Source organism: Rheinheimera pleomorphica, assembly GCF_011634895.1.
Lineage (GTDB): Bacteria > Pseudomonadota > Gammaproteobacteria > Enterobacterales > Alteromonadaceae > Alishewanella > Alishewanella pleomorphica.
The window spans coordinates 140887-162604 of sequence record NZ_SIRR01000001.1 but is presented as its reverse complement, the minus strand read 5'-3'; the positions used below and the strand labels follow the sequence as shown (position 1 = coordinate 162604).

The following is a 21718-nucleotide window of genomic DNA, read 5'->3' as shown; positions in this document are numbered from 1 at the left end:
GAGAAAATAAACTATGGCAAAAGTAAAAACCGCTTATGTTTGCAGCGATTGTGGGGCTGATTTTGTGCGTTGGCAAGGCCAGTGCACAGAGTGTGGTGCCTGGAATACCGTAAGCGAAGTGCGGCTGGGCACCGGCAGCAGTAAAAATGCCCGCTTTGAAGGCTATGCCGGCGCGGCCGTGGCCAAAGTGATGCGGCTGGATGAAGTGGATTTACAAGATGTACCGCGTTTTAGCAGTGGTTTTGCTGAGTTTGACCGGGTACTGGGCGGTGGCATAGTGCCAGGCTCGGCTATTTTAATTGGTGGCCATCCCGGCGCCGGCAAAAGTACCTTGTTATTGCAAATTATGTGTGGCCTGGCACAGCAGGGCGGCGCGCTTTATGTTACCGGTGAGGAATCTTTACAACAGGTGGCGATGCGGGCGCAGCGCTTAGGCTTGCCAACCAACGCGCTGAAAATGCTGGCGGAAACTAATGTTGAAACCATCTGTGCGTTGGCACAACAGGAAAAGCCGCGCATTATGGTTATCGACTCTATTCAGGTGATGCACCTGGCCGATATACAATCGGCGCCGGGTAGTGTGTCGCAGGTGCGTGAAAGCGCGGCCTATTTAACCCGTTTTGCCAAGCAGCACCATATTGCGATTATTATGGTCGGCCATGTTACCAAAGATGGCTCACTGGCCGGGCCCAAGGTGTTGGAGCACTGCATTGATTGCTCGGTAATGCTTGATGGTGACAGTGACAACCGCTACCGCACCTTGCGTGGCAATAAAAACCGCTTTGGCCCGGTAAATGAGCTGGGTGTGTTTGCCATGACTGGTCAGGGCATGAAAGAAGTGAAAAACCCGTCGGCCATTTTTTTAACCCGCGGTAAGGAAGATCAATCCGGCAGTATTGTCATGGTGTTGTGGGAAGGCACCCGGCCATTGCTGGTTGAAATTCAGGGGTTGGTGGATTACTCACCGCTGAATAACCCACGCCGGGTTACGCTGGGCATGGAGCAAAACCGTATATCAATGCTGCTGGCGGTAATGCATCGTCACGCGGGCATCCAAATGGCTGATCAGGACGTGTTTGTTAATGTGGTCGGCGGCGTAAAAGTGAATGAAACCAGTGCCGATTTAGCCACTTTATTGGCGCTGGTATCCAGTTTTCGCGACAAGCCGTTGCCAAATGATTTGGTGGTATTTGGTGAGGTGGGGCTGGCCGGTGAAATACGTCCGGTACCCAGTGGCCAGGAGCGGCTGCGTGAGGCAGCCAAACATGGCTTTAAACGGGCAATAGTGCCGCTGGCGAATAGCCCGAAAGAGGCTATCAGCGGCATGGAAGTGATTGCGGTCGCGAAATTGTCGGAAGCCTTAGAGGCGATTTAAATATAACAAGCCCCGCAGTGCGGGGCTTGTCGGTTAAAACTTATTGTTGTCGGGGAAATTCAGTTTCAGCACCTGATAGGTATCATCTTTTAGTTTGCTTAAACCCAGTTTGTCGTAACTTTCTACCATCACTTCCAGCGCCTGTTCAACCAAAGGCGAGTCGCGGTAAAACTCGACGATATATTTACCACGGTTGGCGGCGGCTAAATAGGCGCCACGGCGCATATAGTAATCCGCTATCATCAGCTCATGCCGGGCTAATGTGTCTTTGATGCTTAACATGCGCTTTTTCGCTTCAGGGGCGTACTTGCTTTGCGGAAAGCTGCTAACCAGAGTTTTAAAATCGTCAAAGGCTTGCCGGGTGCTGGCTAAGTCGCGATCGGCACGGTCAATGCCCAGCAAGCTGTGCAGTGCGTTTTCATCGGCTTGTAAATTGCTCAGGCCGCGCATGTAGTACACGTAATCCAGCTCAGGGTGATTTGGGTTCAGGCGGATAAAACGGTCTATGCCCGCCAGAGCTTTAGAGACATCACCGGCTTTATAGTGGGCGTAAATTAAGTCCAGTTGCACCTGGCGTGCCAGCGGGCCAAAGGGGTAGCGGCTTTCCACCGCTGTCAGCAGCTCAATGGCGCGGTTATACAGGCCGTTATCCAGAACTTCTTTAGCTTGTTGGTACAGTGTTTGCGCGGTTTGCGTCGTGCTGGCTTCTACTTCTTTGGGTTTGCCGGCACAGGCACTGAGCGTCAGCGCCAGCAGAGAAATCAGTATAAAATTCGCTTTCATTTAAAAATCCGTTACTACATGAGCTAAATGGCTGTCTAGTCGGGGGTAAAGTCGCTAAAATACACCTTATTGCGATTCTACCCCAGACCTGCCGGGGTTGCACACAGGATAACTGCTTCCGTTATGACAAAACAGCTAAAACTTTCAGAAATTGTACCAGACCATCTTTTTGGTAAGCGCTTAGATCAGGTTCTGGCCGAAATGTTCCCCGATTATTCGCGTTCGCGGATAAAAGAGTGGATTTTAGCCGATGCGGTTAGCGTAAACGGTGCTGTGCAAAACAAGCCGCGCGAGAAAGTGCTCGGTGGTGAGCAAATTGATATTCTGGCCGAGCTGCCGGAAGATGAGCGTTTTGAAGCTCAGGCGATTGATCTGAATATTGTTTATGAAGACGACCATATTTTAGTCATTAACAAACCGGCTGGCTTAGTGGTGCATCCGGGCGCTGGCAACAGTGATGGCACTTTGTTAAACGCGTTGCTGCATCATTGCCCAGGCATTGCTGAAGTGCCAAGGGCCGGTATTATTCACCGACTGGACAAAGACACCACTGGTCTGATGGTGGTAGCTAAAACCATACCAGCGCAAACGCATCTGGTTGAAGCCATGCAGGCACGTGAAATTACCCGCGAATATGAAGCGGTGTGCCACGGTGCCATGACCGGCGGCGGAACTATCGATGAGCCCATTGGCCGCCACCCAACAAAGCGCACCCATATGGCAGTAAGCCAGTCAGGCAAGCCGGCGACAACCCATTTTCGTGTAATGGAAAAATACCGGGCCCACACCCGCTTGCGGCTGCGGCTGGAAACCGGGCGTACCCATCAAATTCGTGTACATATGACCTTTGTTAACCACCCGCTGGTGGGAGACCCTGTTTATGCTGGCCGGCCAAGACCACCGCGTAAAGCCGATGAGCATTTACTTAGCGTGTTACGTAATTTTAAGCGCCAGGCATTACATGCTGCCATGCTGCGTTTAGCGCATCCTATTACGCTGGAAATTCTGGAATGGCATGCGCCTATTCCGCAGGACATGGTCGAGCTTAATGCCGCGCTGCGTGCCGATACCGCCGAGCATGGCCTGGATTACGTATAAAGGCACAAACTACATGACCCGGCTGCTGTTACCTGACTGGCCTGCCCCGGCGAATGTGCATGCTGTATGCAGCACGCGGTTAGGTGGCTGCTCGACAGGTGCTTTTGCCAGTCTAAACCTGGGCAACCATGTTGGCGACGAGCCGGCGCGGGTAGCGCTAAACCGCAGCCAGTATCAACTGGCAGCAGCGCTGCCTGCAGTGCCAGTTTGGCTAAACCAGGTGCATGGCACTGTTGTTGCTACATTAGCAGTCAATAGCACTGCGGGCATAACCGCCGATGCGGCTATCAGCCGCGAACCCGGGGTGGTGGCAACGGTCATGACCGCCGATTGTCTGCCCTTGTTACTCTGTGATGTCACAGGCACTCAGGTCGCCGCGGTACATGCTGGCTGGCGCGGTTTATGTGATGGTGTCATCGAAGCCACGCTGGCGCATTTTAAGCGACCTGCCGAGGTGCAGGTTTATCTCGGACCGGCCATTAGCCAGGCGGCGTTTGAAGTGGGCAGTGAAGTGCGCGAGGCCTTTATCAAACATGACCCGGCGGCAGCGCAAGCGTTTATCTGCGGTAAAGCCGGTAAATATCAGGCTGATTTATACCAGCTGGCGCGTCAGCGTTTGGCCGCCTGTGGTGTTAGCCAGATATACGGCGGCAGCTATTGTACTTACCAACAAAGCGAGCTGTTTTTTTCCTACCGTCGCGATGGCCAAACCGGCCGCATGGCCAGTTCAATCTGGTTAGTCTGATCTAAGTCAATTTTTTGACGTCTGCTGCTTGAAATTCCAGCATTAGTGCCCAATCTTAAACCACAACAACGTTGTGCTTGTAGGAGAGCAGAATGCGACTAGATAAATTTACCAGTAAGTTTCAGGAAGCCATTGCCGATGCGCAGTCACTGGCGCTGGGCCGTGATCAGCAATTTATTGAACCGGTGCATCTGATGTTTGCCCTGCTAAACCAGGAAGGCGGCACAGTGCGTGAACTGTTAAACAAGCTGGCGATCAATTTTAATGAACTGCGCTCAAAAGTGAGCCAGGCGATAGACCGTTTACCGCGGGTTGAGGGGGAGGGCGCCAACCTGCAGTTGTCCAATGCCACAGCGCAGCTGCTGCAGCAGTGCGATAAACTGGCGCAAAAGCGCAAAGATCAGTTTATTTCCAGCGAATTATTTGTGCTGGCGGCAACTGACGATAAATCCGATCTGGGTAAAATTCTGCGTCTAATCGGTGTCAGTAAAGATGCGGTTGAAGCGGCTATTGAGCAAATGCGTGGTGGCCAGAAAGTGGATGATCAAAATGCAGAAGATACCCGCCAGGCCCTGACGAAATACACGGTAGACTTAACCGCCCGTGCCGAAGCCGGTAAGCTTGACCCGGTGATTGGCCGTGACGAAGAGATCCGACGCTGTATTCAGGTACTGCAGCGGCGCACCAAAAATAATCCGGTGTTAATTGGTGAACCTGGCGTAGGTAAAACTGCCATTGTTGAAGGTCTGGCGCTGCGAATCATTAATAAAGAGGTGCCCGAAGGGCTAAAAGATAAACGCGTATTATCACTGGATATGGGCTCCTTGCTGGCCGGTGCCAAGTACCGTGGTGAATTTGAAGAGCGGTTAAAAGCGGTATTAAATGAACTGGCGAAAGAAGAAGGCCAGGTGATCCTGTTTATTGATGAAATTCATACCATGGTCGGTGCCGGTAAAGCGGACGGCGCCATGGATGCCGGCAACATGTTAAAGCCAGCACTGGCGCGCGGTGAGTTGCACTGCTTAGGGGCGACCACGCTGGATGAATATCGCAAGTATATTGAAAAAGATGCCGCTTTAGAGCGCCGCTTTCAAAAAGTGCTGGTGGATGAGCCTACAGTGGAGGACACCATTGCCATTTTGCGCGGCTTAAAAGAGCGTTACGAGCTGCACCATGCGGTAGAAATTACCGACCCGGCAATAGTCGCTGCAGCGACCTTGTCGCACCGTTATGTGTCAGACCGGCAACTGCCGGATAAAGCCATCGATTTAATTGACGAAGCGGCGTCCAGTATTCGTATGCAGATGGACTCGAAACCGGAAGAGCTCGACCGGCTGGAGCGGCGTATTATCCAACTGAAACTGGAAGACAATGCGCTGGCGAAAGAGACTGATGAGGCGACGAAAAAACGTCGTGATATGATCCAGGAACAAATTCGGGAGCTTGATAGTAAATATAACGAGCTGGATGAAGTCTGGGAGTCCGAGAAAGCTGCGCTGCAGGGTACGCAGAACATAAAAACGGAGCTGGAGCAGGCGCGACTTGATTTAGAAGTAGCTCGCCGGGCCAGCGATTTGCAGCGCATGTCTGAGCTGCAATACGGCCGTATTCCTGAACTGGAGAAAAGGCTCGATTTAGCCTCGCAGGCTGAAATGCACGACAATACGTTACTGCGCAATAAAGTGACCGAGCAGGAAATTGCCGATGTGTTGTCTAAAGCGACCGGCATACCAGTCAGTAAAATGCTTGAAGGCGAGCGTGACAAACTGTTGCGGATGGAGCAGGCGCTGCATGACAAAGTTATTGGCCAGGATGAGGCGGTGACGGCAGTGTCACATGCTATCCGCCGTTCGCGTGCCGGCCTGTCAGATCCGAATAAACCTATTGGCTCTTTCCTGTTTTTAGGCCCGACCGGTGTCGGTAAAACTGAGCTGACCAAATCGCTGGCCAACTTTTTATTCGACAGCCCCGATGCGATGGTACGTATTGATATGTCTGAGTTTATGGAAAAACATGCGGTATCGCGTTTGGTTGGTGCGCCGCCGGGCTACGTTGGCTATGAAGAAGGCGGCTATTTAACCGAAGCAGTGCGGCGCAAGCCTTACTCCGTAGTGCTGCTGGATGAGGTCGAAAAAGCCCATCCGGATGTGTTTAACATTCTGCTGCAGGTGCTGGACGATGGTCGTTTAACTGATGGTCAGGGCCGCACGGTAGACTTTAAAAACACCGTTATTATTATGACGTCGAATCTGGGGTCTGATCTGATACAAGAGCATTACCGTGAGTACAGCTATGGCCAGATGAAAGACATGTTGATGGGCGTATTAAGCAAACAGTTCAGGCCGGAGTTTTTAAACCGGCTGGATGAAACGGTGGTGTTTCATCCGCTGGACAGCGGGCAAATTCGCAGCATTGCCAAAATTCAGCTGGCACGGCTGGAACAGCGTTTGGCTGAGCGGCAGTATCAGTTCAGTATTACTGATGCGGCGCTGGACAAGCTGGCCGAAGTGGGTTTTGACCCGCTGTATGGTGCGCGGCCATTAAAACGGGCGATTCAGCAGCATTTGGAAAACCCGCTGGCGCAGGCCTTGCTGCAAGGTGATGTAGCACCAGGTAGCACAGTACAATTGGACCATGATGGCAGTAACTTTATCGTTAGTAGCCACTAAAACCGGTCAGCCAATAACAAAAAGTGACCGCTTCGACGGTCACTTTTTTGTCTTAGGCTATCCATGCTAAGGTATGTCCCTTATAATCTCTGACAGTTTCCTTTACAGAAGTATGTTATGACAGAACCTAAAACGAACGACAGAGGGCCGCGCAAGGGCATTTATTTACTGCCGAACTTACTGACCACTGGCGGGTTATTTTCTGGCTTTTTTGCCATAGTAGCCTCAATGAACGGCCGTTTTGAAGCGGCGGCAGTGGCCATTTTTATTGCGATGGTTTTTGATGGTTTAGACGGCAGGGTCGCCCGTTTAACCAATACCCAAAGTGAGTTTGGCGCCCAGTACGACAGTATGTCTGACTTAATCGCTTTTGGTATGGCGCCTGCCTTGGTGGCGTACAACTGGGGTCTGGCCGATTACGGTAAATTCGGCTGGTTAGCCGCCTTTATTTATGTCTCCTGTGCGGCGCTTAGATTGGCGCGTTTTAATGCTAATTTAGGTGTTACCGACAGCCGGTTTTTCCAGGGGTTAGCCAGCCCGGCAGCGGCCGGCATTATCGCTGGCATGGTTTGGGTCGGCAGTATTTATGAAGTTAATGGCGATAAGTTAGGCTATCTGGTGGGCTTGCTGACTATAGCGGCAGGCTTACTGATGGTGAGTAACTTCCGTTATAACTCGTTTAAAGATCTGAACTGGCGTGACCGGGTGTCATTCTTAACGATTTTACTGGTATTGCTGGTGTTTGTGGTGATTGCCTCACGGCCGGCAGAAATGTTATTCGGTATTTTCTTTATCTATGCTTGCTCAGGCCCTGTCACCACCATTCGCAGTGTGCGCAAGCTGAAGCTTGAGCATGTAGTAGGGGATTCTGATGATGCCGACTTTACCGATGTCAGCCCTGAACCGGTTGACGACCCCAAAGGGCAGGCACCGGATAAACCCGCGCCAGAAAAAGATTAATACGATTAAAAAAATAACCCCGCAACGCGGGGTTATTTTTTACCTGTTTAGCTGGCGAAGCTTTTATTTAATCCGGCAATCTGGCCGGTTTTTTGCTGTAATGCCTTGCTGTTTTCGGCTACCACCTGAATATTTGCCAGGTTGGTTTCAGCTATCTGCTGAATATGGCTGACATTTTGTTGTACATCTTGGGCGACGGCACCCTGTTGGGTTGCGGCGGTGGCAATTTGTGATGACAAGTGGGCGATATTATCGACCATGCGTGAAATCTCGGCCAGCTGTGTTTCGCTTTGTTGCGTCTCCTGCACACAGGTATCGGCTTGCTGCCGGCTTTTTAGCATTACCTTGCCCCAGCTGAGCAAGGTTTGCTGAATTTCGCTAATAGACTGCTTAATTTGTTCGGTTGCATTGTGTGTGCGTGAAGACAACGCCCGCACTTCATCTGCTACCACAGCAAACCCCCGGCCATGTTCACCGGCACGGGCGGCCTCAATAGCGGCGTTTAATGCCAGTAAGTTTGTTTGATCGGCAATGCCCTGAATTTCGCTCATTACTGCGCCAATACGCTCTGCTTCTACCGCCAGGCTGTCGGCGGTTGCGGCCGCGCCCTGTACTTCCGTGGCCAGTTGCTGCACTGTAGCCGCGGTATGCTGCATCGCACCTTTGGCGGTTTCACAAATACCGTGCGTATCACTGACTTGCTGATGTGTCTGTTGGGTGCGTTCAGCTATATCCCGGATGGTGCTGTTTAATTGTGTGGTAGCCGCAACAATACTGCGCAATTGATCATGTTGCTGATGAATACCCTGCTCGGTCATTCGTACCGCTTCCCCCTGGGTTTCAGCAATGTCATTTAAGGCGTGGGTGCTATCGGCAGTACGGCCAAGTACAGTGCGCAGTCTGGCCTGGCACATTTTTAACTGAAAATCAGCAATACCATAAGGGCCAAAACCGCTATAAATCCAGCGTGACACGCTGTCAAATTCGCTGCGTGCCTGTTGCAGTTTTGCCGGGATGACAAAGAGTTCATCAAAGCACAGAGCCAGCCATAACGCCGGCAGCAGCAAGGCCAACAGGAAGTGGCCACCAAAGTACCAGGCACCACAAACTGCCAGAATAAGGCTTAGGCTAAAAGCCAGGGCGCGCTTGGTACCGAACTTACTGCGCCAGTCTGACGGGACTTTACCCGCCAACATGGCCGGGTAACTCTGATTTGCCCGGCTGACCATTTGTGGCTCGGGTTTAACCCGCACCGACTGATAACCCACCAGTTTATGATCCTGATAAATAGGCGTAACAAAAGCATCCACCCAGTAGTAACGGCCATCCTTGCAGCGATTTTTAACGATACCGCGCCAGGATTGGCCTTGCTTTAACTTTTGCCATAAATCTGCAAAGGCAGCGGCTGGCATATCCGGATGACGCACCAGGTTATGGTTTTTACCCACGAGTTCTGCTTCGCTGTAACCGGCGACGGCACAAAAGGCCGGGTTGGCGTAAGTGACCACGCCACGTAAATCTGTGGTGGAAACCAGCTCCTGCTCGGCACTAAAGCTGACTTCTTCGTTGATCAATTGCTGGTTACGTCGGTTCATTGGCCTACCTGTTTATTAGCGAATGTAAATACTCATTTGGTGGTAAGTCTAATCTATTCCTCAGTTTTTTGCAGCCGATAGGCTTTGGTTTTAACTCATGTTAAAGGTCGCCTGACTAAAACAATATTGTTGTTCGCTAAATTGCAGGCTAAATTGTCTGCTGGTCTTGAAGTTTGCTGTGGCGCCCCAATTTCCTGCCACAGGCGCGTTGCTATTAAGGAAATCACTTGGGTTCAATAATTCATAAACGGCTGCAGCAGTTAAGCAGCATTAACCCGCAGGCCGTTACCGGTATTTTACATGGTATTGAACGCGAGACGCTGCGGGTGCAGCAGGACGGTAAATTGGCGTTAACACCGCATCCGACTGCATTAGGCTCGGCATTAACGCATCCGTGGATCACGACTGATTTCTCTGAATCGCTGCTCGAGTTTATTACCCCGGTCAGCGACAATATTGACACCACGCTGGCGCAACTGGCCGATATACACCGCTTTACCAGCCGCAATATTGCTGATGAGCAATTCTGGGCCGCCAGTATGCCGTGCTTTATTGCTAGTCAGCAGGCTATTCCATTTGCGCAGTATGGCAGCTCGAACGTCGGGCGGATGAAAACCCTCTATCGCAAAGGCTTGCACAATCGTTATGGCAGTATGATGCAGGCGATCAGTGGCGTACACTTTAATTTCTCTTTACCGCACAGCTTCTGGCAACAGTATCAGCAGCTATTGGGGCAAAGCGGCGAGCTGCAAAGTTTTATCTCTGAGCAATATCTGGCGCTTATTCGCAACTATAAGCGTTATGTCTGGCTTATTGTGTATTTGTTTGGTGCCTCTCCGGCGATGTGTAAATCTTTCCTGGAAGGGCGCAGCAGCCGCTATGCTTTTCAGCCGCTGGGTAAAGGCTCTTTGTACCTGCCTTATGCTACGTCATTGCGCATGAGTGATTTGGGTTATACCAACAGTGCGCAGTCCAGTTTAAACGTCACGTACAACAGTTTGGAAGAATACATCAGTGGTCTGCATGCTGCGATTAGTATGCCTTCAGAGGAATATCGTAATATCGGCGTTAAAGTAGATGGCGAGTATCAGCAGCTTAACGCCAACGTATTACAGATTGAAAATGAATTTTACTCTACCATCCGACCTAAACGCACCACTGAATCGGGTGAGCGGCCAACCTGCGCGCTGGCCAAGCGCGGCATCGAATACATTGAAGTGCGGGCTTTAGATGTTAACCCGTTCAGCCCGGTTGGCATAACGGCAGAACAAATGCACTTTCTGGATGTATTTTTGTTGTATTGCCTGTTTAACGACAGCCCGCCGCTGTCTGCTGCAGAGCAGGCGGTCACTGAGCAGAACCTGAAAAAAGTGGTAACAGACGGCCGGCGCAATAACCTTGAGTTGTTGCAGCACAATCAGCCTCGGTTGATGCAGGATTGGGCTGAGGAGCTGTTTGCTGACATGATGCCGATTGCAACACACCTTGATACTGCCAATGGCAGCAAACGTTACAGTGGGGCAGTAAAACAGTTTTACCTAAGCCTGCTTGACCCGGCGCAGACATTTTCGGGGCAGTTGCTAAATCAATTACTGGCGACTCAGCAGGATAATGGCAGTTTTGTACTGCAATTGTCAGCACAATACCGGCAGCAGTTAATGCAAGAGCCTTATCAGTTCTACAACGAACAGCAGTTTGTAGCGGCGGCAGAGCAGTCTTTACAACGGCAACATGACATTGAACAGCAAGACAGCATCAGTTTTGAGCAGTATATTGCAGAATATTTTGCCGAAGTGCCGCAGTGCTCTGATGAAGTGGTGTAAAAAAAGCGGCTACCTGTGGGTAGCCGTAATAGTAATCCAGGGAGATAAAACTTGGTTGCATCCGTGCACCTTGTTAGAATCAGCCGGATGAAAAAAGTTCATAACATGAAAAAGCCGTTGTTATTGGCCGTCGCCGCCACGCTTTTACTAGGGGGCTGTGCCACGCCACCGCCACAAAATACCTCTAATCTTTGCGAGATCTTTTATGAGCATCGCGACTGGTACGATGCTGCGGCGCAAGTGCGTGATAAATGGGGCGTACCGATACATGTGCCGATGAGCATTATGTATCAGGAAAGCAGCTTTAAACACAATGCCCGGCCGCCAATGCGCTGGTTTTTGGGCTTTATCCCTTATGGCCGCGCCAGCAGTGCATACGGTTATTCACAAGCTAAGACGGTGACCTGGGACGAGTATGTCAAAGAAGCAGACCGCTTTTGGGCCAGCCGCGATAACTTTGACGATGCAATTGATTTTATGGGCTGGTATATCAGCAAAAGCCAGCGCTTAAATGGCGTGTCTAAATGGGATGCGCACAATCAGTATCTTAATTATCATGAAGGCTGGGGCGGTTATAAACGCGGCAGCTATAAAAAGAAAGCCTGGCTGGTACAAACAGCGAAGAAGGTTGATAGTCGCGCTAAAACCTATGCGGCGCAGCTTAAAAGCTGTGAAGATGATTTAAAACGTGGCTGGTTATGGCGGCTGTTTTTTGGTTAATTGGCGGGCATTGATGTAAAAAAAACCGGCACTGCCGGTTTTTTATTAGTTTTTCTTCAAATGCGGTAAAAAGCGCACGGTTTTAATCATATTATCCTGCACGTCTACCACTTCCATCGGATAACCAGACAGACGAATACTCAGCTTACCTTGTGGAATTTCTTCTAAGTATTCCAGAATAAGCCCGTTTAGCGTTTTCGGGCCATCGGTTGGCAGTTCCAGCTGCATTTCCCGGTTTAGATCGCGCAGGTTGATACTGCCATCAATCAAATAAGAGCCATCAGGCTGAGGCAGGATATCTTCATTGCTGTTGTCACTGATATCAGTAGTAAACTCGCCAACCACTTCTTCCAGAATATCTGCCAGCGTGACTAAACCCTGAATATCACCGTATTCATCTACTACTAAGCCTATACGCTCTTTGGTGCGTTGAAATTTCAGCAGCTGAGTATTAAGTGGCGTACCTTCGGGGATAAAGTAAATTTCGCTGACCGCGCGCATTAAGGTAGCCTTGGTCAGCTGCTCTTTTATCAGCAACCGCATTAGCTCGCGCGGGTGTACAAAGCCAATGGCATCATCAATATTGTCGCGGTACAACAAAATGCGGCTGTATTGCATATTGGCCAACTGGCGCTCTATATCTTTCCAGTCGTCGTTGATATCGATACCGACAATTTCATTGCGCGGCACCATAATGTCTTCCACGGTGGCGTTTTCTAAATCCAGTACGCCCACCAGCATGCTTTGGTGCTGTTCGGGGATCAGCGCGCCAGCCTCATGCACCACGGTGCGCAGCTCTTCTGCACTTAAGCTGTTACCCTGATGTTTCTCCGGGCTAATGCCCATCAGTGATAAAATGCCATTGGTAATAAAGTTTACCAGCCACACCAGCGGGTAAAATATTTTCAATAATATCTTTAATAAAGCCGAGCTTGGAAAAGCAACCCGCTCCGGATGCAGCGCAGCCACAGTTTTCGGTGTCACTTCAGCAAACACCAGCACCACCATGGTAAGCACAACAGTCGCTATCGCAATACCCAGATCGCCGTATAAACGCATACCGATAATAGTGGCAATGGCAGACGCCGCGATATTCACCAGGTTGTTACCGATCAGAATAAGCCCGATCAAGCGATCTGGCCGCTTTAGCAGTTCGCTGACCCGGATAGCGCCCTTGTGATTTTCGTTTGTTAAATGCTTTAAACGATAAGGGTTGACAGACATCATGCCTGTTTCTGATCCCGAGAAATAGGCAGATATGAATAGGAGCACGCCCAATATAATAAACAGCGTACCCGTCGATATGTCGTCCAAGAGTTAACTACCTGTATTGCCAAACACCTGTACTTGATATTACGAAGCGTTTGTTGAGTCAAGAATTAAAGTGTATTAAGCAGCACTTCACGTACAAAACGGCTGCCAAAGTAACCCAGAGTTAATAAAGCTGCGCCGCTAATGGTTAAAATGTTTGCCGTTTTACCGCGCCAGCCCAGTTTGGCATGGCCCCAGCATAACAGGGCAAATACCACAAAACCGGCAAAACTGAACACGTTTTTATGTAAGTTTTCTTTCGCCAGCCAGTTATCCATGAACAGTGCCGCTACCAGCAAGGCTAATCCCAGTAGCACCGTTCCGGCCAGCAAAATACGAAACTGGAGTATTTCAGCCTGTACCAGTGGTGGCATATGGCGTGTCATAGCAGCAAAGTCTTTTTGTTTTAGCTTACTGCTGATATAACTCACCTGAAATGAGTAAAGCATCGCCATGATCAGCACAGCATAGGCAATAAATGCCAGTAAAATATGTACCAGCAAACCCAAATTCTGTTCAAAATGCTGCAGCTGCACACTGTGTGGCAAGGTTAGCACCGCCAGTTGCATCAGGCTGGCAAAACCGTATACCACTGGTAACAACAGTATCGCCGGTGAGCGTAATGAGGTTAGCGTAACGGCTACGGTAATTAGCCAGCACACCAGTGAGCTGACATTAAGTAAGCTGAAATTTTGGCCGCCACTGGTAAACAGCATATCGGTTAGCACCAGCATATGTAATACCAGGCCGGCGACAGCAGCGCTGAAGGTGGTTTTAAAATGTGGGCCTGAAGGATGAAAAATACGCAGCAGTACTGAGCCGGTGGCAACCAAATAGGCAATTAAGGCAAGTGCAGTTAACAGCACCGTAGACATCAGTAGTATTTCCTTTCATTTCGATGGCTTGGTATTGTATTGCAACTTTTAGCAGATGCCCAGCGCTGCGATCAACAGTTTCTTAACGGCTGCTTCTGCGGCCTGTTTTTGGTATAATCGGCGACATTATCGCTGTTGAGTGAAAAAGCATGTTTGAAAATCTAGCAGATCGTTTAAGTGCCACGCTGAAGAATATCACCGGCCGTGGCCGGTTAACCGAAGACAATATCAAAGATACGCTGCGTGAAGTACGCATGGCGCTGCTTGAAGCCGATGTAGCACTGCCGGTGGTGCGCGACTTTGTCGCCAATGTTAAAGCGCGTTCGGTCGGGTTAGAAGTCAGCAAAAGCCTGACGCCGGGGCAGGAGTTTCTGAAAATCGTCCGTAAAGCCTTAGAAGAGGCGATGGGTGAGGCCAATGAAGAGCTGGCATTAAATACTCAGCCGCCAGCGGTAGTATTAATGGCCGGTTTGCAAGGTGCCGGCAAAACCACCTCGGTGGCTAAGCTGGCTAAGTTTTTAACGCTGCGCAAAAAGAAGAAAGTGCTGGTGGTATCCGCTGACGTTTATCGCCCGGCAGCCATTAAGCAGTTGGAAACGCTAGCCAAAGATGTTGGCGTAGAGTTTTTCCCCAGCGATATCTCGCAAAAACCGGTTGATATTGTTAATGCGGCGATAGCCCATGCCCGTACCCGCATTTTTGATGTATTGCTGGTCGATACCGCAGGCCGTTTGCATGTCGATGCCGACATGATGGATGAAATTAAAGCCTTACATGCTGCCGTCAAACCGATAGAAACCCTGTTTGTGGTGGATGCGATGACCGGCCAGGATGCGGCCAATACTGCTAAAGCGTTCAATGACGCTTTGACCTTAACCGGGGTTATCCTGACCAAAGCCGACGGTGATGCCCGCGGTGGTGCGGCCTTGTCTATCCGCCATATCACCGGCAAGCCAATTAAGTTTATCGGTACCGGTGAAAAAACCGATGCGTTAGAGCCATTCCATCCGGATCGCGTCGCCTCGCGTATTCTGGGCATGGGCGACGTGCTGAGCTTAATTGAAGAGCTTGAGCAAAAAGTTGATAAAGACAAAGCCGCCAAAATGGCGCAAAAGGTGATGAAGGGTAAAGGCTTCTCCCTGGAAGACTTTCGCGAGCAACTGGTGCAAATGCGTGGCATGGGCGGCATGATGTCGATGTTAGATAAACTACCGGGCATGAAAAACCTGCCCGCCGGCGCGATGAACCAGATGGGTGACAAGCAGTTTGTTAAGATGGAAGCGATCATTAACTCAATGACACCGAAAGAGCGCGAGTTTCCGGATTTACTCAAAGGCTCGCGTAAAAAGCGTATTGCAGCCGGCTCTGGTACTCAGGTGCAGGACATAAACCAGCTACTGAAACAATTTACCCAGATGCAAAAGATGATGAAGCAGATGTCAGGTAAAGGCGGCTTAATGAAGATGATGCGTGGTATGGGCGGTAAATTACCGCCGGGCATGCTGCCACCACGTTAATATCAGCCCCCAGCCCGCTATTAAGCGGGCTTTTAATTTGCTTTGTTCGCTGCAAAGCCGCGAAATACCTTGCAATTGCGCCCTAAATCAGTAAAATGCTGCAGCCCTTCAGTCTGACTGGAGGCGTTGTTATTTTTGATAAAACCTGAACGATAAAATTAGAGGGCCTTATGGTAACTATTCGTTTACAACGTGGTGGCGCGAAAAAGCGTCCATTTTACCAAGTTGTGGTAGCGGACAGCCGTTTTGCTCGTGATGGCCGTTTTATTGAGCGCGTGGGTTTCTTTAACCCAATCGCTGGCGGTACTGAAGAGAAACTGCGTCTGGACCTGGACCGCGTTAATCACTGGGTAGCACAAGGTGCTTCACTGAGTGATCGCGTTGCAACTCTGGTAAAAAACGCTAAGAAAGCAGCTGCTTAATTAGCACAAGGTCGGGTGGAGTAGTCAGCTTGAGTGAGAAAGATTTAGTCGTTCTTGGCAAATTTGGTGCAGTTTACGGCATCAATGGCTGGCTGAAAGTTAACGCTTACACCGACTTCCCGGAAGGGATTTTTGATTACACACCCTGGCAAGTGAAATTTCAGGGTAACTGGCAACCAGTGCAGGTTTCCAGCTGGAAGCGCCATAGTAATGGCCTGATAGCGAAACTGGACGGCGTCAATGACCGGGATTTGGCACAACAGTATGTCAATGCTGAAATTGCCGTGGCAAGCGACGCGCTACCTTCATTAGAAGAGGGCGAGTATTACTGGAAAGACCTTATGGGTATGGCAGTAATTAACGAAGCAGGCTACCACCTAGGTGAAGTCACCGACATGATGGAAACAGGCTCTAACGACGTTTTAGTGGTTAAAGCCAACCGTACCGATGCATTTGGTCAGAAAGAAAGGTTGTTGCCGTTTTTAATAGATACAGTGATTAAAAACATCGACTTAACCGAGCGTCGCATTATCGTAGACTGGGACCCGGCGTTTTAATGTCTGAAAACAGTAAGTTGTGGGTAGGAGTGGTAACACTGTTCCCGCAAATGTTTGAAGCAATAACGCAATATGGGGTAACCGGCCGAGCTGTAAAGCAAGGCATCATGCAGTTGCAATGCTGGAACCCGCGTGATTTCACAACGGACAAGCATCGTACTGTCGATGACCGGCCTTATGGTGGTGGCCCCGGTATGCTGATGATGGTGCAGCCGCTGAGTGACGCGATACGCGCCGCCAAGCACGCTGCAGGGGAAGGAGTACACACGGTGTATTTGTCGCCGCAAGGCCGCAAGTTAGACCAGCAAGGTGTAGCCGAACTGGCGCGATATTCTAAGCTGCTGTTAGTGGCTGGTCGGTATGAAGGCATTGATGAGCGCGTAATAGAAAGCGAAATTGATTCTGAGTGGTCAATTGGCGATTACGTGTTAAGTGGCGGTGAATTGCCCGCGATGACATTGATTGATGCAGTGTCACGCTTAGTACCTGGTGTACTGGGGCATGAACAGTCGGCAGAGCAGGATTCATTTGCATCCGGTTTGCTTGATTGTCCGCACTACACAAGGCCGGAAGTGTTATCAGACAAACAGGTTCCCGCAGTATTACTGAGTGGAAACCATGAAAATATACGACGCTGGCGTTTAAAGCAGTCTCTTGGGAGAACCTGGCTTAGACGACCAGATATGTTAAATCTCCTGGCTCTGACTGAGGAGCAACGACGGTTACTGGCTGAGTTTCAACAGGAACATCAGCAAGAGTGCCGGACGGGGCAGCAAGAAGACAGTTAATTCCAGGTAAAGTGAGATTGTTATGAGCAAAGTTAGCCAAAACATCATCAAACAGCTTGAACAAGAGCAGTTAAAACAAGACGTTCCAGCGTTCGCGCCGGGCGACACTGTTGTAGTTCAGGTTAAAGTTAAAGAAGGTGACAAAACCCGTTTACAGGCTTACGAAGGCGTAGTTATCGCTAAACGTAACCGTGGTCTGCACTCTTCTTTCACAGTACGTAAAATCTCTAATGGCGAAGGTGTTGAGCGTGTATTCCAGACGCACAGCCCGCTGGTAGACAGCATCACCGTTAAACGTCGTGGTGCGGTTCGCCGTGCTAAGCTTTACTACTTACGCGATCGTTCAGGTAAATCAGCGCGTATCCGCGAAAAGCTTAACTAAGCACCCCTTGAAAGGCCGACACTTGTCGGCCTTTTTTCTTTCTGGCATGGTAGTGCCATGACATACCTTAATGCCCCGCTGACTGAACCGGTACTTGCACTGCTGCAGGGCCAGTTGCTGAATATCATCTGCACGGCGCCGGTAGCGGCAGCAGAGCCTATAGAAGAGCAGTACCTGCTTAATCGGCTTGGATTAAAATTACAGTCAGAGGCTGAGATCAGCGCAGATCTGGCGCGTTTTCAGCAGCACTTTGTGCTGTACCATTTATTGTTTCGCCTACAAAGCGAGTTACTTGAACTTAATCAGGGCTATCTGGGTATTGGCCTGGCCAAAGTACAGTTACTTGACCCGTCTGCTATGCCTGAGACGGAAGGGCAAGATAGCAGGCGAAACTACTATTTGAACTGGCAAAACTTCTATCAGATGACTGAACAATTGCTTGATCAGCATCTTGATGCCTTCTGGCAACACGTCTTAGCTGGCGGTAAAGCTGCTTACGCCCTTGCTGACTCAGAGGCACAGGCAGTACTGCAGTTGTCTGATGATTTTAGCCAGGCAGAGTTAAAACGTGCTTATCGTAGTTTGGCATTGCAGCACCACCCAGATCGTGGCGGCAGTGCAGAGCAATTTATTTTGTTGCGTCAGGCCTACCTGAAATTACGACAATAGCTCCTCATTGCTGTAAATAAAATAATACACATTTGGCCTTATCTTGATTTGTCTGCATATCTTGATTTTATTGGTCTGCAATGGGTTGACGCTGCTGGGTTGGATCTTTATTATGCGCTAAGTGTATTTTTATGATTACGCAGTGTATAAATAAGTTTACGTAAGGGCGCGCTTAGCAAGTTTAGTGTTTTTACCTATGCTTAATGCCTGCAAATTCTTTGGCGGAGTTTTAGCATGAGCAAGATAGTTGACGATTTACGCATAGTGGCGGAAAAACCGCTTAGTCCACCGGCAGTAATGAAAAAGGTACTGCCGCTATCAGAGCAGGGCGCGCACTTTGTGCAGCAGGCGCGTAATACCATTGCTGATATCGTACACGGCCGTGATAAACGCTTGCTGGTGGTTACCGGCCCTTGCTCTATTCATGATCCGGTCGCTGCTATTGAGTACGCGCAGAAATTAAAACAGCTGCAGCTGCAGTATGCCGATAGCCTGTACATTGTGATGCGGGTCTATTTTGAAAAACCGCGCACAACAGTGGGCTGGAAAGGCTTTATTAACGATCCGCATCTGGACGATTCATTCGATTTAGAAACCGGCTTAACCTGGGGCCGTGAACTGCTGCTGAAAATGGTAGAGATGGAACTGCCTACTGCAACTGAAGCGCTGGATCCGATAAGCCCGCAGTATCTGTCAGACTTAATCAGCTGGTCTGCCATCGGGGCGCGCACAGTAGAGTCGCAAACCCACCGCGAAATGGCCAGCGGCTTATCGATGCCGGTCGGCTTTAAAAATGGCACCGATGGCAACTTAAATATTGCCCTCAATGCGCTGCAATCGGCCGCCAGTGGCCATAGTTTTATCGGTATTAACCAGCGCGGTGAGGTAAGCCTGGTGCAAACGGCCGGCAACCCGGATGGTCATATCATTTTACGCGGTGGTGCTAAGCCAAATTATGATGAGCAAAGCATAGGAGAAGCGCTGGCTAAGCTTGATAAATTAAACTTACCGCGCGGCATTGTCGTCGATTGCAGCCACGGTAACTCAAATAAAGATCACAACCGCCAGGGCGAGGTCGCGCTAAATGTGATTAGCCAGCGTCTGGCCGGTAACGATGCCATTATCGGTATCATGCTGGAAAGCCACTTACATGCCGGGCGGCAGGATCTGATTGACGGTAAGGCAGAAAAATACGGTGTGTCAGTAACGGACGCCTGTATCGACTGGGAAACTACAGCCCGCTTGCTGTCCGATATTCACCAGCAAATGCAACCTGTGGTTGCGGCGGCCTGATATGACAGACGCGGCTAAACAGGCGCTGGCACCGCTGCGCCAGCAAATTGACAGCATTGACAGCCAATTGGTCGCGCTGTTAGCCGAGCGTGCCAAAGTTACCGCGCAAGTGGGGAAGATTAAACAGCAGTATGCGCTGCCGGTGTATGTGCCCGAACGCGAGCAGCTGTTGTTAAGCGCCCGGCGCGAGCAAGCGCAGCGGCTGGGGGTATCCGCGGATTTGGCTGAAGATGTGCTCAGACGTATTATGCGCGAATCTTACCAAACCCAGGAAAGTGGCTTTGTCTGCTGCCGCAACGGCGGCGGTAAAGTCGTGGTAGTGGGGGGCGCTGGCGCACTGGGCGCACGCTTTGTCAGCTTATTTGAGCGCTCTGGCTATCAGGTCGCAGTGCTTGAGCACAATGACTGGTTAAGCGCAGAAGTCATTTGTGCTGATGCCGTGCTGGTGTTGATGGCGGTGCCGATTACACTAACCGAGCAGTTGATTAATCAGCTACCCGCACTGCCAGAAGACTGTGTACTGGCCGATATCACCAGTATTAAAGCGCAGCCTCTGGCGGCGATGTTGGCAAAACACAAGGGCCCTGTGGTGGGGCTGCACCCGATGTTCGGCCCGGATATTACCAATTTGGTAAAACAAGTGGTTGTGGTGTGTCATGGCCGTGCAGAGCAGCAGTATCAGTGGCTGTTAAAGCAGCTAAATGTCTGGGGCGCTGAGCTTACCGTTAAACAGGCAGCCGAGCACGACAGTGCTATGCAGCTGATCCAGGCGATGCGACACTTTTCCTCTTTGGTGTATGGGGTGCATTTAGCCGATGAACAGGCTGATCTGCAAGAGCTGTTACAACTTAGCTCGCCAATTTACCGGCTGGAACTGGCGATGGTAGGGCGCTTATTTGCGCAAAATGCTGAGCTGTATGCAGATATAATGTTGTCGTCTTGTGAGGTTACGGCGCTGCTGGAGCGTTATCAGCAGCGTTTCACCGCATTGCTGGCTTTACTGCAAGCCAAAGACAAAGCAGGTTTAATGGCGCAATTTGGTAAAGGCCAGCAGTTTTTTGGTGAGCTGGCCGGGCAATTCCTGCAAGAAAGTAAGCAGCTGTTGCAAAAAGCCGCTGACAGCCGCAGTTAAACAGGCAGCTGATAAAAATCTACTATCAGCTGCCAGGCGTGCTCTGGTGTATCGGCGTACTGAATTAACGCCACATCTTCAGCGCTTATCAGGCCTTCTTCTACCAGCATGTCAAAGTTAATTAAGCGCTGCCAGAAGGCCTTGTCATATAAAATGACCGGTACCCGCTCGGCTTTTTTGGTTTGAATAAGGGTAAGGGTTTCAAATAATTCATCCAGGGTACCAAAACCACCGGGAAAGGCTACTAAGGCGCGGGCACGCTGTAAAAAGTGCATTTTGCGAATAGCGAAATAGTGAAACTGAAAACAAAACTGCGGCGTGATATACGGGTTGGGTTGCTGCTCGCGCGGCAGTACAATATTTAAACCGATACTTTCGCCGCCGGCATCCATAGCGCCGCGGTTAGCGGCCTCCATAATGCCGGGGCCACCACCGCTGATAATGGTCATGGCGCAATCTTTATTACAGCAGCCGTAGCGGGTTGCTAGCGCAGCAAACTGCTGTGAGGCGGCATAATACTGGCTGTTGCGCAGCTGTTTTTCAGCCTGCTTCAGCGCTTGCCTGCCGTCGTCGTTGTCGTTGGCAGATAACTGCTGTTTTGCTTTAGCCAGCTCAGTTTGCGCATGTTCAGGCGATAAAAAGCGGGCACTGCCAAACACCACTATAGTGGCATCGATTTTATGCTGCTCCAGTACCAGCTGTGGCTTTAAGTATTCCAGCTGCAGCCGCACATGGCGCAGTTCATCCTGCATAAGAAATGCATTATCTGCAAATGCCAGCCGGTAAGAGCTGTGATCCTGCAGTTTGGCTATGGCATCGACAGATTGTTGTGCTGACGTTAGATGGCGCTGATGAAGCTGATGCGGATCGGGTGTCATTGGGTTATCTCCTGAAAGTGAGAACCGTAAGCTTAAAGTAAAACGGTTAAAACTAACATGTTGTTTGATATAGGCTAATCTTTAGCATCACCGTTTGCGATATAACCTTAAGTACAATACTAACAA

The 21718-nt window shown here is 50.2% G+C and carries 20 protein-coding genes; 15 read left to right on the top strand and 5 right to left on the bottom strand.

Translation table 11 applies throughout. The annotated features are described in order from the left end of the window. The first annotated feature begins 13 nt into the window (after positions 1–13). Positions 14–1375, top strand: coding sequence for a DNA repair protein RadA (radA, locus tag EYB30_RS00800; protein ID WP_166835994.1), 1362 nt, complete (start codon positions 14–16; stop codon positions 1373–1375). A 33-nt stretch (positions 1376–1408) separates the two neighbouring features. Here the strand turns inward: radA and EYB30_RS00795 are convergent, their stop codons facing one another. Further along, positions 1409–2158 carry an outer membrane protein assembly factor BamD gene (locus tag EYB30_RS00795; RefSeq protein WP_166835992.1) on the bottom strand — a complete coding sequence of 250 codons (750 nt, stop codon included), beginning with the start codon at positions 2156–2158 and terminating at the stop codon, positions 1409–1411. A 123-nt stretch (positions 2159–2281) separates the two neighbouring features. On the opposite strand from EYB30_RS00795, the gene rluD reads away from it, so the two are divergent. The 4 genes from rluD (at position 2282) to pssA (ending at position 7630) form a co-directional block, all read left to right on the top strand. Beyond that, positions 2282–3256, top strand: a complete 975-nt coding sequence (gene rluD, locus EYB30_RS00790; RefSeq protein ID WP_166835990.1) for a 23S rRNA pseudouridine(1911/1915/1917) synthase RluD — start codon at positions 2282–2284, stop codon at positions 3254–3256. Positions 3257–3269: 13 nt separating this feature from the next. Next, complete coding sequence (gene pgeF / locus EYB30_RS00785) at positions 3270–4001, top strand: peptidoglycan editing factor PgeF (RefSeq protein ID WP_166835988.1); 732 nt, start codon at positions 3270–3272, stop codon at positions 3999–4001. A 92-nt stretch (positions 4002–4093) separates the two neighbouring features. Continuing rightward, complete coding sequence (clpB, locus tag EYB30_RS00780; RefSeq protein ID WP_166835987.1) at positions 4094–6670, top strand: ATP-dependent chaperone ClpB; 2577 nt, start codon at positions 4094–4096, stop codon at positions 6668–6670. A 117-nt stretch (positions 6671–6787) separates the two neighbouring features. Further along, on the top strand, positions 6788–7630 hold the full coding sequence (gene pssA / locus EYB30_RS00775) for a CDP-diacylglycerol--serine O-phosphatidyltransferase (RefSeq protein WP_166835985.1): 843 nt from the start codon (positions 6788–6790) through the stop codon (positions 7628–7630). 47 nt (positions 7631–7677) lie between these two features. Here the strand turns inward: pssA and EYB30_RS00770 are convergent, their stop codons facing one another. Beyond that, positions 7678–9225: a methyl-accepting chemotaxis protein gene (locus EYB30_RS00770; RefSeq protein ID WP_166835984.1), complete on the bottom strand. Its 1548-nt coding sequence runs from the start codon at positions 9223–9225 to the stop codon at positions 7678–7680. A 227-nt stretch (positions 9226–9452) separates the two neighbouring features. Here EYB30_RS00770 and gshA point away from each other — a divergent pair, with 227 nt between their 5' ends. Next, entirely contained in the window at positions 9453–11048 is a 1596-nt protein-coding gene (gene gshA, locus EYB30_RS00765; protein WP_166835982.1) for a glutamate--cysteine ligase, read from the top strand. A gap of 105 nt (positions 11049–11153) precedes the next feature. Further along, positions 11154–11768 carry a transglycosylase SLT domain-containing protein gene (locus EYB30_RS00760; protein WP_241697921.1) on the top strand — a complete coding sequence of 205 codons (615 nt, stop codon included), beginning with the start codon at positions 11154–11156 and terminating at the stop codon, positions 11766–11768. 45 nt (positions 11769–11813) lie between these two features. Here EYB30_RS00760 and EYB30_RS00755 read toward each other — a convergent pair whose 3' ends face one another. Together EYB30_RS00755 and EYB30_RS00750 are read right to left on the bottom strand one after the other, a co-directional pair. Further along, a complete protein-coding gene (locus tag EYB30_RS00755) occupies positions 11814–13082 on the bottom strand; it encodes an HlyC/CorC family transporter (RefSeq protein WP_166835978.1) in 1269 nt (422 codons plus the stop codon). 65 nt (positions 13083–13147) lie between these two features. After that, complete coding sequence (locus EYB30_RS00750) at positions 13148–13954, bottom strand: cytochrome C assembly family protein (RefSeq protein WP_166835976.1); 807 nt, start codon at positions 13952–13954, stop codon at positions 13148–13150. Positions 13955–14103: 149 nt separating this feature from the next. Between EYB30_RS00750 and ffh the strand changes: the two genes are divergently transcribed. The 8 genes from ffh (at position 14104) to tyrA (ending at position 20714) form a co-directional block, all read left to right on the top strand. Next, the gene (ffh, locus tag EYB30_RS00745; RefSeq protein ID WP_166835973.1) at positions 14104–15471 is read left to right on the top strand and encodes a signal recognition particle protein; all 1368 of its coding nucleotides are present in this window, start codon (positions 14104–14106) and stop codon (positions 15469–15471) included. A gap of 170 nt (positions 15472–15641) precedes the next feature. Next, a complete protein-coding gene (gene rpsP, locus EYB30_RS00740) occupies positions 15642–15893 on the top strand; it encodes a 30S ribosomal protein S16 (protein ID WP_166835971.1) in 252 nt (83 codons plus the stop codon). Positions 15894–15922: 29 nt separating this feature from the next. Further along, entirely contained in the window at positions 15923–16450 is a 528-nt protein-coding gene (gene rimM, locus EYB30_RS00735; RefSeq protein ID WP_166835969.1) for a ribosome maturation factor RimM, read from the top strand. After that, positions 16450–17238: a tRNA (guanosine(37)-N1)-methyltransferase TrmD gene (gene trmD, locus EYB30_RS00730; protein ID WP_166835967.1), complete on the top strand. Its 789-nt coding sequence runs from the start codon at positions 16450–16452 to the stop codon at positions 17236–17238. Before rimM ends, trmD begins: the two co-directional genes overlap by 1 nt. A gap of 22 nt (positions 17239–17260) precedes the next feature. After that, on the top strand, positions 17261–17620 hold the full coding sequence (gene rplS, locus EYB30_RS00725; protein WP_008609837.1) for a 50S ribosomal protein L19: 360 nt from the start codon (positions 17261–17263) through the stop codon (positions 17618–17620). Positions 17621–17677: 57 nt separating this feature from the next. After that, positions 17678–18289: a DNA-J related domain-containing protein gene (locus tag EYB30_RS00720; RefSeq protein ID WP_166835965.1), complete on the top strand. Its 612-nt coding sequence runs from the start codon at positions 17678–17680 to the stop codon at positions 18287–18289. 234 nt (positions 18290–18523) lie between these two features. Further along, a complete protein-coding gene (locus EYB30_RS00715; protein ID WP_166835963.1) occupies positions 18524–19582 on the top strand; it encodes a 3-deoxy-7-phosphoheptulonate synthase in 1059 nt (352 codons plus the stop codon). Position 19583: 1 nt separating this feature from the next. Next, positions 19584–20714, top strand: coding sequence for a bifunctional chorismate mutase/prephenate dehydrogenase (gene tyrA, locus EYB30_RS00710; protein ID WP_166835961.1), 1131 nt, complete (start codon positions 19584–19586; stop codon positions 20712–20714). On the opposite strand, the gene EYB30_RS00705 is transcribed toward tyrA, so the two are convergent. Next, positions 20711–21592 carry an LOG family protein gene (locus EYB30_RS00705; protein ID WP_166835959.1) on the bottom strand — a complete coding sequence of 294 codons (882 nt, stop codon included), beginning with the start codon at positions 21590–21592 and terminating at the stop codon, positions 20711–20713. The two genes, tyrA and EYB30_RS00705, sit on opposite strands and share 4 nt — an antisense overlap. Positions 21593–21718: the final 126 nt, after the last annotated feature.